We start from the raw sequence: 12,730 nt of genomic DNA, 5'->3' as shown, positions 1-12,730 counted from the left end.
CCTTAACGCTGTATGACTCAGCGCTTTCAGGCAAGGAAACGTTTGGTTTCGCCGAGGCCGACTGCGTGCTCCAACGAGGTGTAGCAGTCGAACATGGATTCCTGGCCGGCGGCTCTGAGGAGACGCTGAACCGGTCGACCACAGATCAAGGCAAGAGCACCGCCGGCATCCCGGGTGAGCGTGGCAAGGATCGACAACGACGACAACCCGCACATACCCATGAATTCGAGATCCGACATGTCGACAACCAGGGTCCGACCCGGCACAACCTGGCTGGACAGATAATCACGGAATGCGTTGACGCTCAACAAGTCGATTTCACCGCGAACCGAAATCACGACCGTAGAGGCACTGACCTTGTTCGCGCGAAACGAGGCGGTCGACGTCGTCGATGGCGGCGGACCGTAGTCGAGCGAACCTCGACCTGCGTACGAAAAGCCCGGTTTCGAACCTACGTTCGCCTTCCCAGGGACAGACGATCCAGAGACGGACGGCCCGGAAAGAGGCGATCCTGGAACAGATGATTTTGGAACAACAGTCATGGTTCTCCCATCCCGCAACGGCATACACTGTGCAAAGAAACGGGGGACATCCACCAGGGGCGCACGCGATATCGGGCCCCATAAATAATGGATAATCCCTCATCGGCTGTGTGCTCAACCTCGGTTAGGAACAGTACCCCGAGATGACGGAGGTCACAAGCGCGGTGTGAGCGTTCGGTTCGGTCGCACGTCACGAGCTGGTGGTCGAGGTTGCGCAAAGTTGTGGTTTGAACTGCACCCTTTGGAGGTAATCCCCATTAAGCGTCTGCGCACCGGCGTAGATATTTTCTGTATAGGGGTGTCTGTGATCGTATCGGTCGGTATGGTTCACCGCACCAGCGTCCGGGGCCGGCACCTGGTACGACGATCCGGAGAACTCATGCCACATCTCAGCGCAATCGAACCCGATCAGGATCGCACTCAACCCGTCGTCGAGTTGAGAATCCGGGCAACCCTTGACCAACTGTCGATATTGCGGGCGCTCGCTGCGACCGTCGCGATTCAGGAGAGCTTCGACCTCGACGCCATCGCCGACATCAGGCTGGCCATGGATGAGATCTGTACGCATCTCATCGTCCGAGCTCTCCCCGATTCTGTACTGGTGTGCCGATTTGTCTACGCGGCGTCCCAATTACATATTTCGGTCGCGACCACGACAGCTGAGTCCGACGGTGCCGACCAGCGATCCTTCGGGTGGCACGTCCTCACCGCCCTCACCGACTCGATTTCCCTTGATCAAGAAGAAGATCCGAATGGCGCCGGGTACATCACGACTATGAAGTTCACCAAAGCCGACGGCAGGCGCCAGTGACATCGTCCGCTCGCGGGGCATCGCCCGAGCATGGCCCACCGCGGCCGCGTCGTCGGTCGACAGACGAGTATCGAGACGTCATAGCCGTTTTCGAGAAGTTGGACACCCTCGATCGTCACGGAGTCGAGTACGAGCGAGTGCGGGCCGCGCTCATCACGCGCTGCCTGCCGCTGGCCGAGCACATTGCCCGGCGCTTCGACGGCCGCGGCGAGGCACATGACGACCTTGTTCAGGTCGCACGGCTGGGTCTGGTCAACGCGGTCGACCGGTTCGATGTCAGTCGTGGATCGGACTTCGTATCGTTTGCCGTCCCCACTGTCATGGGAGAAGTCCGTCGACACTTCCGGGACACCGGCTGGGCGGTCCGCGTTCCTCGCCGCATGAAGGAATTGCACTTCCAACTCGGCCAGGCGATCAGCGAGCTGTCACAGCAGTTGGGGCACGCTCCGACCGTCGACGAACTTGCGGCGACGCTGGGTGTCGAACGCGAAGAAGTAGCCCAAGCGCTCATCGCCGGAAACGCTTATCAAACAGTGTCGGTCGACGGCGCTGCGTCCAACCACACCGACGATCTACCCCTGGTGGAAACTCTCGGCGATTACGACGCAGCTCTCGAAAATGTCGAAAATCACGAAGCTCTGCGGCCACTGCTGGAGAAGCTACCTGACCGGGAAAGGACCGTGTTGATGCTGCGGTTCTTCGGCAATCTCACGCAGACGCAGATCGCCGAGAAGGTCGGGGTATCGCAGATGCATGTGTCGCGGTTGCTCGCGAAGACTCTCAGTAGCCTTCGCGAGCAACTCGACTAACCCGCAGTAGCGACCGCGATCAGATTGTGGCCGTGTCGATGACAAATCTGTAACGGACGTCGCTTGCGACCACGCGATCGTAAGCGACGTTGATCTCACTTGCCGGAATGAGTTCGATCTCGGCTCCGATTCCGTGTTCGGCGCAGAAGTTCAGCATCTCCTGCGTCTGCGGAATGCCGCCGACCATGCTGCCGGCCAGGCTACGACGGTTCGCGGCAAGCGAGAACGCGCGCACCTCGATCGGCTTCTCCGGTAATCCCAATTCGACCAAGGTTCCATTGAGTGCGAGCAACGACATGTACGCGTCGATGTCGAGGTTGACCGACACGGTGTTGAGAATCAGATCGAACTGTCCACGCAATGCCTTGAACGTTCCGGGGTCCTTGGTGGCGTAGTAGTGATCCGCACCGAAACGCAGACCGTCGTCCTGCTTGCTCAGTGATTGACTCAGGACAGTGACCTCGGCCCCCATCGCTTTGGCGATCTTCACACCGACATGGCCGAGACCACCGAAGCCGATGATCGCAACCTTCGTGCCCGGTCCGGTTTTCCAGTGCCGTAGCGGCGAGTACAACGTGATACCTGCACACAGAAGTGGCGCCGCGACATCGAGTTCGATGCCGTCGGGGATCGAAAGAACAAAGTGTTCGTTGACGACGATGGACGTCGCATACCCACCTTGGGTGCGCTCGCCGTCGCGACCCTTGGCGTTGTAAGTGCCGGTCACTCCGGTGCGGCAGTACTGCTCCTCACCGGCGACGCACATGTCACATTCCCCGCAGGAGTCGACAAAACAACCGACACCCACGCGGTCGCCGACCTTGTGCGTCGTCACCTCGGAGCCGATCGCGGCAACTACACCCGCGATTTCGTGGCCCGGGACAACCGGGTATTTTGTTCCGCCCCACTCATTTCGGGCGGAGTGGATGTCGGAGTGGCAGATTCCGGCAAACTTGATGTCGATGAGAATGTCCAGTGGACCGAGCTCGCGTCGTTCGATGGTGGTCTTCTCCAGAGGACCGTCAGCGGACATAGCGGCGTAAGCAGCAGCAGTAACCATGGGTACATGCCTACTCGCGCAAGAAGGGACCTGCAAATTGCAGGTCCCTTCTTGTACCGATTTGTCTAGTTGTCGGTATCCTGAGCGTTCTCGGCCCGGCGACGCAGTCGTCTCGCCGCCGCAACCAAGTTGCGCAGTGACGGCTCGAGCTGCCACGGATGGCGGGTCTTGAGCCCACCGTCCGGGTTTGCCCACAAACGATCGAGAGAAATCGATTCGCTTGCCTCCGTGAGCAATTCGTCGAGTTCGTCGATATCCGGGATCCTCGCCGAACGGGACTCGTACACACCGGGTCCGACGCCGTGTGTGAGCGCGCCTTCCTTCAGTGCGTCGAGCACCCACGTGATGGAGCGGGTCGCGACGATAGCCGTCACATCGGCGTCCAACCGTTCGATGGCGTCGACCACCGACGACCGAGCGGAGTACGTCAGATGCGTGTGGATCTGTGTTTCCGGCTTCGCTCCACCTGTTGCCAGACGGAACGCGTCGACGGCCCACTCCAGGTAGGCCTCCCGGCCGTCCTCACGTAGCGGCAGCAGTTCACGAATTGCAGGCTCGTCCACCTGGATGATGGCGATGCCGGCCGCTTCGAGATCTGCAATTTCGTCCCGAATGACAAGGGCCAGTTGCTCTGCCGTTTCGTAGAGCGGCTGATCCTGACGGACGAAAGAACGGGCGATCATGGTGACCGGTCCGGTGAGCATGCCCTTGACCGGCTTGTCGGTCAGCGACTGCGCGTACGCAATCCATTCGACCGTCATCGGCTTCGGACGCGCGATGTCTCCGTAAAGAATCGGCGGACGCGTGCAACGAGATCCGTAGGCCTGCACCCAACCATTGTGCGTGAAGGCATACCCTTCGAGCAGTTCGGCGAAGTACTGGACCATGTCGTTGCGCTCGTGCTCACCGTGCACGAGGACGTCGAGTCCGATGTCCTCTTGCAGGCGGATGGTGCGTTCGATCTCTTCCTGGATGCGCTTGTAGTAGTCGTCCCACTCCAACCGACCCTCGCCGAGTTCGTAACGTGCCTGGCGGATTTCGTTGGTCTGCGGGAACGAGCCCAATGTCTGAGCCGGCACCAAGGGCAGGTTCAACCGTTCCTGCTGAGCCTTACGACGCTCTTCGTACGGAGCGCGGATACGATCTTCGGGCTTGACTGCGTTGACCCGAGCTCGCACGGCGTGCTTGAGCTTGAAGTGCACCTTTGTCGGACGCTTGCGCCACTTGTCCGACGGACCTTCGGCGAGGGCCTTCGCAAGTGTCACGACCTCGCCGACCTTCTGCTTGGCAAAGGCCAGACGATCCGCGACGTCTCCCGGGATGTCGTACTCGGAGAGCACGTCGTACGGCACGTGCAGCAGCGAAGACGACGTGGAGACAACAAGATCCGGGACAACGTCCTTGAGCTCGTTGAGGTACGTCAAGGTGTTGAAACGATCGACTCGCCAGACGTTTCGGCCGTCGACTACACCCGCGTAGATCCGCTTGCGCTTGATATGGGGAACCGCAGCCAGTTCTTCGGCCGTGATCCGGCCGTGCACGAGGTCCAGTCCGAATGCCTCGATCTTGGTGGCAGCCAGGATGTTCAGAGCCTCGCCGAACTTGCCGTACGGTCCTGTGACCAGCAGACGCGGACGCAGCGGCGCGGTGGACAGCTTCTCGTACGCCCGCTTGAGCGCATCGAGCTCTTCTGCCGAGCGATCCTCCGTCACCGAAGGCTCGTCCAGCTGAACGCACGTTGCGCCGGCCTTGGCCAACTGCTCGAACAGCTTCTCGTACACGGGAAGTAGATCGTCGAGTCGATCGAGCGGCGCGAAATCGGCGTCGACCGCTTCGGTTGCCGGCCCCACCTTGGAGAGCAGAAGCAACGACACCGGTCCCATGATCACGGGACGCAGTTCGATGCCTCGTTCCTTGGCGCGCTCGAATTCGTCGAGCAACGCCTCCGAGTGGAGTGAGAACTCGGTGGCGGCGTCGATCTCGGGCTGACGGTAGTAGTAGTTGGTGCCGAAGAACCGGACCAACTCGAGGGGCGGGAAGTCGGGACGTCCACGCGCCATCGTGAAGTAGAAATCGAGTGGGTCCAAAGCGCTTTCGAGCGGCTTGAACCGCTCGGGCACGGCGCCGAACAGCAAGGCGTTGTCGAGAACGTGATCGTAGAACGAGAAGGTATTGCCGGGAACCTGGCTCAATCCCGTTGCAGCCAATTCGCTCCAGGTCGATTCCTGAAGTTCCTTGGCAACCGCGAGAAGTGCGTCCTTGTCGGAATTGCCGTGCCAGTAGGACTCGAGGGCACGCTTGAGCTCCCGCCGCGGCCCGATGCGCGGGTACCCCAGGACGCTGGAGCCGAATGCTGCAGTGCTGCTGGACATGCGGTCGACCTTTCTAACCGAGGGGCGCAAGCGCCCTGTGCGCCTTTGTGGTAGCCGGAACTACCAGAAAGGCGCACAGGGCCATTGGCCTTAGCTTGCCTGCTTGGCGGAACGACCGTTGTCGGTGTACTCGTAGAACCCTGCGCCGGACTTCTTACCCGTCAGACCGGCCTCGACCATACGGAGGAGCAGCGGCGGGGCGGAGTACAGCGGCTCCTTGAACTCTTCGTACATGGAGTCGGCGATGGACTTTACGGTGTCGAGTCCGACCAGGTCCGTCAGAGCCAGCGGACCCATGGGGTGCGCGAGGCCGAGAACCGTTGCCTTGTCGATGTCTTCCTTGGTGGCGAAGCCCGACTCGACCATGCGGATGGCCGAGAGCAGGTACGGCACCAGGAGTGCGTTGACGACAAAGCCGGAGCGGTCGGCACTGCGGACAACCTGCTTGCCAAGGACGTCACTGGCAAAAGCCTCGGCGCGCTGCGACACCGTGGAGCTGGTCTTGAGCGTCGTCACCAGTTCGACGAGCGGCAGAACCGGCACCGGGTTGAAGAAGTGCATACCGATGACTCGCTCGGGACGCTTGGTCGAGATACCCAGCTTCATGATCGGGATCGACGACGTGTTGGACGCGAGAACCGCATCCGGATCCGTCACGACCGCGTCGAGCTCGGCAAAGATTTCGCTCTTGATCTTCTCGTCTTCGACGACGGCCTCCACAACGAGCTGGCGGTCCGCGAAATCTCCCAGATCGGAGGTGAAACGCAGACGCCATGCGGCCTGCTCACGCTCACGTTCTGTGATCTTTCCGCTGCTCACGCCGCGGTCGAGCGAACGCAGGATGCGTGAACGCCCGGCTGCTGCAAGCTCGCGAGTCTGCTCGAAGACCAGAACATCGACATGTGCGCGGGCGCACACCTCGGCGATTCCGGCACCCATGATTCCGGCGCCGATAACGCCGACGCGCTGAATTTTTTCGCTGGTCACGTCAGCTCCTTGTTTGTCTCGTGGAGTTTGTCTGGTGGAGGTGTAGCTGTGGAAGCACTTCGAACCGCGTCGACGCTGATGGCCGGCGCAATCGGAACTGCTTTGAAGACGAAAGAGAAGTAGTGCGGTGATACAAGCAGGGGAGAGACCCGAAGCCGAGCCTCTCCCCCACCCGATGTCAGTTCTTAGTGGAACTGTCCCTCTTCGGTGGAGCCCTTGAGAGCTGCCGTCGAGGTGTTGGGGTCAACCGTGGTGGCGATGGTGTCGAAGTAGCCGGCGCCAACCTCACGCTGGTGCTTGATGGCGGTGAAGCCACGCTCTTCGGCAGCCTTGAACTCGCGCTCCTGCAGGTCGACGAATGCCGTCATACCTTCACGGGCGTAGCCGTAGGCCAGGTCGAACATGCCGTAGTTGAGCGAGTGGAAGCCTGCGAGCGTGATGAACTGGAACTTGAAGCCCATCGCGCCGAGCTCCTTCTGGAACTTCGCGATGGTCGCGTCGTCCAGGTGTGCCTTCCAGTTGAAGGACGGGGAGCAGTTGTAGGCCAGGAGCTGGTCCGGGAATTCGCTGCGAACGGACTCGGCGAACTTCTTTGCAACCTCGAGGTCCGGCACGCCGGTCTCCATCCAGATGAGGTCTGCGTACGGTGCGTAAGCCTTGGCGCGAGCGATGCAGGGCTCGATGCCGTTCTTGACGCCGTAGAAGCCTTCAGCCGTACGGGTTCCGTCGAGGAACGGGCGGTCGCGCTCGTCCACGTCGGAGGTGATGAGGGTTGCGGCCTCAGCGTCGGTGCGGGCGATGATGACGGACGGAACGTCCGCGACATCGGAAGCCAGACGAGCCGAGGTCAGGGTGCGGATGTGCTGCTGCGTGGGGATGAGCACCTTGCCGCCGAGGTGGCCGCACTTCTTCTCCGAAGCGAGCTGATCCTCCCAGTGGACGCCTGCTGCGCCGGCGCCGATCATGGCCTTCTGCAGCTCGTAAGCGTTGAGAGCGCCACCGAAGCCGGCTTCGGCGTCGGCAACGATCGGAGCGAGCCAGTTGCTGACGGAGGTGTCACCCTCGGTCTTGGCGATCTCGTCGGCGCGCAGCAGTGCGTTGTTGATGCGACGAACGACGGTCGGAACCGAGTTGGCCGGGTAGAGGCTCTGGTCCGGGTACGTGTGGCCCGAGAGGTTAGCGTCGCCGGCAACCTGCCAGCCGGAGAGGTAGATGGCCTTGAGGCCGGCGCGAACCTGCTGCACAGCCATGTTGCCGGTAAGTGCACCGAGGGAGTTGATGTAGTCCTCGTTGTTCACGAGATCCCAGAGGATCTCGGATCCGCGGCGAGCGAGGGTCTGCTCCTCGACGACGGTGCCCTGGAGCTTGACGACCTGATCGGCCGTGTAGTTACGAGTTACGCCCTTCCAGCGAGGGTTGGTGTCCCAATCCTGCTGAAGCTCTGCTGCGGTCTTCGGGGTGCCGGTGGTCGACATCAAGACTCCATCTCTTTGATCTACTGGTCCGGCCCGTTGTGAGCGGTACGTGCGTACTGCTTCACATCCTTGCCAGGCCCTTTTTGTGTACTCATCGAGAATGGCACATCGAAAAAGTGCCGTCTACCTGTTGCTAATGCCAATCTTCGCTAGCTTTTCAACACACTTTGCTAAGACTGTGAAGATCGAGAGGGGTTCAAACCTCGCCAATCGGGCAGGTTTCCTACTGGCCGGTAGCAAGAAACTGCAGGCTGTGAACGAAATGCACGCAACCTACTGCGACGACGCAAGCGCGCCGCCGATGGGCAACTCCAGCATCACTCCCAGCAACATTTTGTGACTCGAAGTGATCGCAATCACGCCCGTCTGGGTGGAATTCGCAGATTCACCGTGTGCAGGCGGGATTTATTGCACACAAGTTGCCTCGAAACGTGCGCTTCGGCCTGATTTCGCACACTTGTGTGCACCTGGGCTCGTCGTTCCGCTGCCGCCGACGCCAACCTCCACTAGCGTGACGGCCATGCCCCTGTACGAGTTTCGCTGCACCGGCTGCGGACCGCTCGAACGGTCGTTTGCGATGGCCGAGGTTCCCTCGTCGATTGTGTGCCCACAATGCTCCGCCGATTCCCGACGCGTGATGTCCACACCGAGATTGAGTCACGCATCCTCTGCCGCGATGGGACTACTCGACGCCACTGCGCGATCCGCCCATGAGCCGGCAGTAGTCAACGGCTCACTACCGGGCACTCGCCGCACCGTCACCCCGACTACGTCTAATCCGTTGCACCGCAAGCTACCTCGCCCCTGAGTATCACCTTCGATGATGAGGAGTTCACATGCCGGAGTTGCTGTTCCCCCTCGATTCCACCAAGAAGTTCACCGAGCAGGCCATCGTCGGCCATAACCGCTGGCACCCTGATATTCCGGCCGCAGTCACGGTGAAGCCGGGCGATGCGTTCCGTGTTCACTGCCGCGAGTGGTTCGACGGTGCCATTCACAACGACGACTCCGCGGACGACATCCTCAATGCGCCCCTCACCACCGTGCACACGCTTTCCGGCCCGTTTGCCGTCGAAGGGGCAAAGCCCGGCGACCTCCTGATCGTCGACATTCTCGACATCGGCCCTATCCCCCAAGAAGATTCGGGACCGTTGGCCGGCCAGGGCTGGGGGTACACCGGCATCTTCCCGCGTAACAACGGCGGCGGATTCCTCACCGAGCAGTTCCCCGACGCATACAAAGCGGTATGGGATTTCTCGGGACAGACCGCTACGTCGCGCCATATCCCACACGTGTCGTTCACCGGCATCGTGCACCCGGGACTCATGGGCACTGCGCCGTCAGCGGCATTGCTCGCCAAGTGGAATGCCCGCGAAGGTGCATTGATTGCCACCGATCCCAATCGCGTTCCCCCGCTGGCACTTCCACCCGAGCCCCGTGACGCCGTACTCGGCACCCTCACCGGCGACGACTACACGCGTGTTGCCGGCGAGGCTGCCCGCACAGCTCCCCCGCGCGAGAACGGCGGCAACCAGGACATCAAGAACCTGACCAAGGGCAGCCGAATCTTCTACCCCGTATTTGTCGACGGAGCGAACCTGTCCGTCGGCGACCTGCACTTCTCCCAAGGCGACGGTGAGATCACCTTCTGCGGCGCCATCGAGATGGGCGGCTTCATCGATCTGCGCGTCGACATCATCAAAGGCGGCATGGACACCTACGGGGTATCCGAGAATGCGATCTTCATGCCGGGCAACACAGATCCGCAGTACTCCGAGTGGCTGGCATTCTCGGGCACATCCGTGACGCTGGACGGTGAGCAGAAGTATCTCGACTCCCATCTGTCTTACCAGCGCGCCTGCCTGCACGCGATCGAATACCTCACGAAGTTCGGCTACGCACCGGAGCAGGCATATCTGCTACTCGGCGCCGCGCCGATCGAAGGCCGGCTCTCCGGCGTCGTCGATATTCCGAACTCCTGCTCGACGGTGTATCTCCCGACCGCGATCTTCGACTTCCCACTTGCCCCGTCTGCGAACGGTCCGTTCCAGATCGATCCCGGCATGGGTGCTCCGCGTGCGGAGAACAAAGCCTAGGTTAAGTCTGCAAACACAAGTTTGCGAACTTCCTACACCCCTCGTATCCTGGCTGAATGTCGAAAACCTTCGTCGGTGTCCGGCTCCGCCAACTGCGTACCGAGCGTGGGCTGAGCCAGGCGTCGTTGGCAAAGACGCTCGAAATATCGGCAAGTTACCTCAACCAGATCGAGCACGACGTCCGCCCGCTGACGGTGCCGGTCCTGCTGCGGATCAGCGAGGTGTTCGGTGTCGACACCACCTTCTTCTCGTCGCAGGACGACACTCGACTGATCGCCGAAATGCGCGAGGTGGCTCTCGATCAGGAAATGGGGATCGACGCCGACGCGCACGAGATCGCCGAGATGGTGTCGAGCCATCCGGGGTTGGCGAAGGCGATGGTCAACATGCACCGCCGCTTCCGCAACACCACGGCGCAGCTGGCCGCGGCCACCGAGGATCGCTTTTCGGACGGCAGCGGCAGTGGTTCCATCACGATGCCCCACGAGGAAGTCCGCGACTACTTCTACCAACGGCAGAACTACATCCACGATCTTGACACTGCCGCGGAAGAACTGACGTCACGCCTGCGTTTCCACCGTGGCGACATCGCGGGCGAAATCGCTCGCCGTCTGGAAACGATTCACGACGTGCAGATCGTTCGCCGAATCGACCTCGGCGAGAACATTCTGCATCGGTACGACCCCGTGAACCGGGTCCTCGAGATCTCGTCGCACCTCTCCGGTGGTCAGCAGGTATTCAAGTTCGCCACCGAGCTCGCTTACCTCGAACACAACGACCTACTCGACTCCCTCGTCGCCGAAGGCAACTTCACCAGCGAGGAATCGGTGTCGCTGGCTCGCCTCGGGCTGGCCAACTACTTCGCCGCGGCTACCGTCCTCCCTTACGGACAGTTTCACGATGTGGCCGAAGATTTCCGGTACGACATCGAACGTATGTCAGCGTTCTACTCTGCCAGCTACGAAACGATCTGCCACCGACTGTCGACGTTGCAGAGACCGAAACTGCGCGGTGTCCCGTTCATGTTCGTCCGCGTCGACCGCGCCGGAAACATGTCGAAGCGTCAGTCCGCCACCGGCTTTCACTTTTCCACCAGCGGCGGCACCTGCCCCCTGTGGAATGTGTACGAAACCTTCTCCTACCCGGGCAAGATCATGCCGCAGATCGCCCAGATGCCTGACGGCAGACGGTACCTGTGGGTGGCGCGGACAGTCGAGCGTCGGGCCGCGAGGTACGGCCAGCCTCAGAAGATCTTTGCCATCGGATTGGGCTGCGAAATCCGCCATGCCCACCGTCTCGTCTACGGCGACGGCTTGGACTTGGACGAGTCCAATCCCGGCACACCGATCGGTTCGGGTTGCCGGGTGTGCGAACGCTTGAACTGCCCCCAGCGCGCTTTCCCTCCATTGGGCAAGGCCTTGGACATCAGCGAGCATCGAAGCTCGATCTCGCCGTATGTAATTCGATAGAGGCTCGACGCTACTGCGAATGCGCACGCAGGAATGCGACCGTGCGATCGAACGCGGTCTGCCCGTCGGGAGTATCCAGATCGAACTGGTACTCGTGTTCGAGCGCCGGTTCGTAGTCATCCGGGTAGAAGAGCGCGTCGACGTCGACACCCAGGCGAATAAGTGTGTCCGCAAACGGTTTCGACTGGCCGGCGGTCAGTTCGTCAGCATTGCCGCCGGTGATGAAGGTCGGGGGGAAAGCCGATGTGACGATGTTTATCGTCGACATCTGCCTGACCGCCGGTGAGTTCTCGAAGTCCTTGGTCCCGGTGTAGGCCCAAACGGATTCGCGGTCTGCCGTCCACCCGAATCTGCCGTCGGGATCGAGGAATTCGTACATATCGAAGACGCCACAGTCCAGGACGACGCCCCGGACCTGCTGCGGCGACAGGCTCGGCGTGACTCCGACTTCGGCGGCGTAGACCGGGTCGGTGATCATTGCAGCGATCTGGCTCGAGATCTGGCCGCCCGCAGAATCGCCGCCGAGGAAGAGTGCGTTCGGATCCACGTGCAACTGCTCCGCATTGTCGGTGATGTACCGATAGGCGTCGTTCAGTTGACGGAGCACTGTCGGGTACGTCGCGTCCGGGCCCAGAGAGTAGTCCAGGGAGATGACCGTGAACCCTTGGCCGGCAAGACTCTTGTAGTAGCCCGAGTAATCTTCCTTGTCGCCGTAGATCCAACTACCACCATGAGTCCAGATGAGTGTTGGCAGCGCTGCCGACGCCGAATCCGGGAAGTAGACGTCGAGTAGGGCATCCGGATCGCCGTCGCGGTAGGTCACATCGGTACGCGTCTCGACGCCGGACGGAGCCAACTCCGACAGCGTCGCAGAAACCGAATCTGCACTTCCTTCCGCCATCCACCGCATTGCCAACGTCCCCGGCCATGGGCTGAAGTACGTCGCCAATCCGCCGATAATCATCAGCGTGAACACCGCGCTCAACAGGCCGAGCACCCACCTGGGCGATCGACGTGTGGACGACTTGGGCACGGCAACTCCTGGGCGTCGGAAACAGCATCGGGCACAAGGCTAGCGGAGATGCGGTTCCTGGGAATTGCCTGTCAAT

General features: G+C 61.2%; 11 protein-coding genes. 5 read left to right on the top strand and 6 right to left on the bottom strand.

The window, feature by feature from the left end:
• Nucleotides 1-26: 26 nt before the first annotated feature.
• Nucleotides 27-542: an STAS domain-containing protein gene (locus R4P64_RS34040; protein WP_336882190.1), complete on the bottom strand. Its 516-nt coding sequence runs from the start codon at nt 540-542 to the stop codon at nt 27-29.
• A 379-nt stretch (nt 543-921) separates the two neighbouring features.
• Here R4P64_RS34040 and R4P64_RS25360 point away from each other — a divergent pair, with 379 nt between their 5' ends.
• A complete protein-coding gene (locus tag R4P64_RS25360) occupies nt 922-1,353 on the top strand; it encodes an ATP-binding protein (protein WP_033235536.1) in 432 nt (143 codons plus the stop codon).
• A complete protein-coding gene (locus R4P64_RS25355) occupies nt 1,350-2,162 on the top strand; it encodes a SigB/SigF/SigG family RNA polymerase sigma factor (RefSeq protein WP_033235537.1) in 813 nt (270 codons plus the stop codon). The genes R4P64_RS25360 and R4P64_RS25355 overlap by 4 nt, the downstream gene beginning before the upstream one ends.
• Before the next feature lie 19 nt (nt 2,163-2,181).
• Here R4P64_RS25355 and R4P64_RS25350 read toward each other — a convergent pair whose 3' ends face one another.
• The 4 genes from R4P64_RS25350 to aceA form a co-directional block, all read right to left on the bottom strand.
• On the bottom strand, nt 2,182-3,222 hold the full coding sequence (locus tag R4P64_RS25350; RefSeq protein WP_033235538.1) for an NAD(P)-dependent alcohol dehydrogenase: 1,041 nt from the start codon (nt 3,220-3,222) through the stop codon (nt 2,182-2,184).
• Nucleotides 3,223-3,287: 65 nt separating this feature from the next.
• Nucleotides 3,288-5,594: a 5-methyltetrahydropteroyltriglutamate--homocysteine S-methyltransferase gene (gene metE / locus R4P64_RS25345; RefSeq protein WP_317823170.1), complete on the bottom strand. Its 2,307-nt coding sequence runs from the start codon at nt 5,592-5,594 to the stop codon at nt 3,288-3,290.
• 90 nt (nt 5,595-5,684) lie between these two features.
• Nucleotides 5,685-6,581: a 3-hydroxybutyryl-CoA dehydrogenase gene (locus R4P64_RS25340; protein WP_033235540.1), complete on the bottom strand. Its 897-nt coding sequence runs from the start codon at nt 6,579-6,581 to the stop codon at nt 5,685-5,687.
• Nucleotides 6,582-6,766: 185 nt separating this feature from the next.
• Complete coding sequence (aceA, locus tag R4P64_RS25335; RefSeq protein ID WP_003941533.1) at nt 6,767-8,056, bottom strand: isocitrate lyase; 1,290 nt, start codon at nt 8,054-8,056, stop codon at nt 6,767-6,769.
• A gap of 520 nt (nt 8,057-8,576) precedes the next feature.
• On the opposite strand from aceA, the gene R4P64_RS25330 reads away from it, so the two are divergent.
• From R4P64_RS25330 to ramB, 3 genes are read left to right on the top strand one after another with little or no spacing between them, the layout of a single operon-like run.
• Nucleotides 8,577-8,864 carry an FmdB family zinc ribbon protein gene (locus tag R4P64_RS25330; protein WP_072782287.1) on the top strand — a complete coding sequence of 96 codons (288 nt, stop codon included), beginning with the start codon at nt 8,577-8,579 and terminating at the stop codon, nt 8,862-8,864.
• Nucleotides 8,865-8,892: 28 nt separating this feature from the next.
• Entirely contained in the window at nt 8,893-10,152 is a 1,260-nt protein-coding gene (gene fmdA / locus R4P64_RS25325; RefSeq protein ID WP_045063930.1) for a formamidase, read from the top strand.
• Nucleotides 10,153-10,208: 56 nt separating this feature from the next.
• Nucleotides 10,209-11,621, top strand: a complete 1,413-nt coding sequence (ramB, locus tag R4P64_RS25320; RefSeq protein ID WP_033235543.1) for an acetate metabolism transcriptional regulator RamB — start codon at nt 10,209-10,211, stop codon at nt 11,619-11,621.
• A 10-nt stretch (nt 11,622-11,631) separates the two neighbouring features.
• On the opposite strand, the gene R4P64_RS25315 is transcribed toward ramB, so the two are convergent.
• Complete coding sequence (locus R4P64_RS25315; protein WP_317823167.1) at nt 11,632-12,654, bottom strand: alpha/beta hydrolase; 1,023 nt, start codon at nt 12,652-12,654, stop codon at nt 11,632-11,634.
• Nucleotides 12,655-12,730: the final 76 nt, after the last annotated feature.

Origin of the sequence: Rhodococcus sp. IEGM 1366, from assembly GCF_033142425.1 — a bacterium.
Classification (GTDB): domain Bacteria; phylum Actinomycetota; class Actinomycetes; order Mycobacteriales; family Mycobacteriaceae; genus Rhodococcus_F; species Rhodococcus_F globerula.
This window is presented reverse-complemented; position numbering and strand designations above follow the sequence as displayed.

Excerpts from the sequence above, each read along its gene's own strand:
- aceA (WP_003941533.1), bottom strand. The coding sequence starts at position 8,056 with ATGTCGACCACCGGCACCCCGAAGACCGCAGCAGAGCTTCAGCAGGAT.
- ramB (WP_033235543.1), top strand. The coding sequence starts at position 10,209 with ATGTCGAAAACCTTCGTCGGTGTCCGGCTCCGCCAACTGCGTACCGAG.
- metE (WP_317823170.1), bottom strand. The coding sequence starts at position 5,594 with ATGTCCAGCAGCACTGCAGCATTCGGCTCCAGCGTCCTGGGGTACCCG.
- R4P64_RS25360 (WP_033235536.1), top strand. The coding sequence starts at position 922 with ATGCCACATCTCAGCGCAATCGAACCCGATCAGGATCGCACTCAACCC.
- R4P64_RS25350 (WP_033235538.1), bottom strand. The coding sequence starts at position 3,222 with ATGGTTACTGCTGCTGCTTACGCCGCTATGTCCGCTGACGGTCCTCTG.
- R4P64_RS34040 (WP_336882190.1), bottom strand. The coding sequence starts at position 542 with ATGACTGTTGTTCCAAAATCATCTGTTCCAGGATCGCCTCTTTCCGGG.
- R4P64_RS25330 (WP_072782287.1), top strand. The coding sequence starts at position 8,577 with ATGCCCCTGTACGAGTTTCGCTGCACCGGCTGCGGACCGCTCGAACGG.
- fmdA (WP_045063930.1), top strand. The coding sequence starts at position 8,893 with ATGCCGGAGTTGCTGTTCCCCCTCGATTCCACCAAGAAGTTCACCGAG.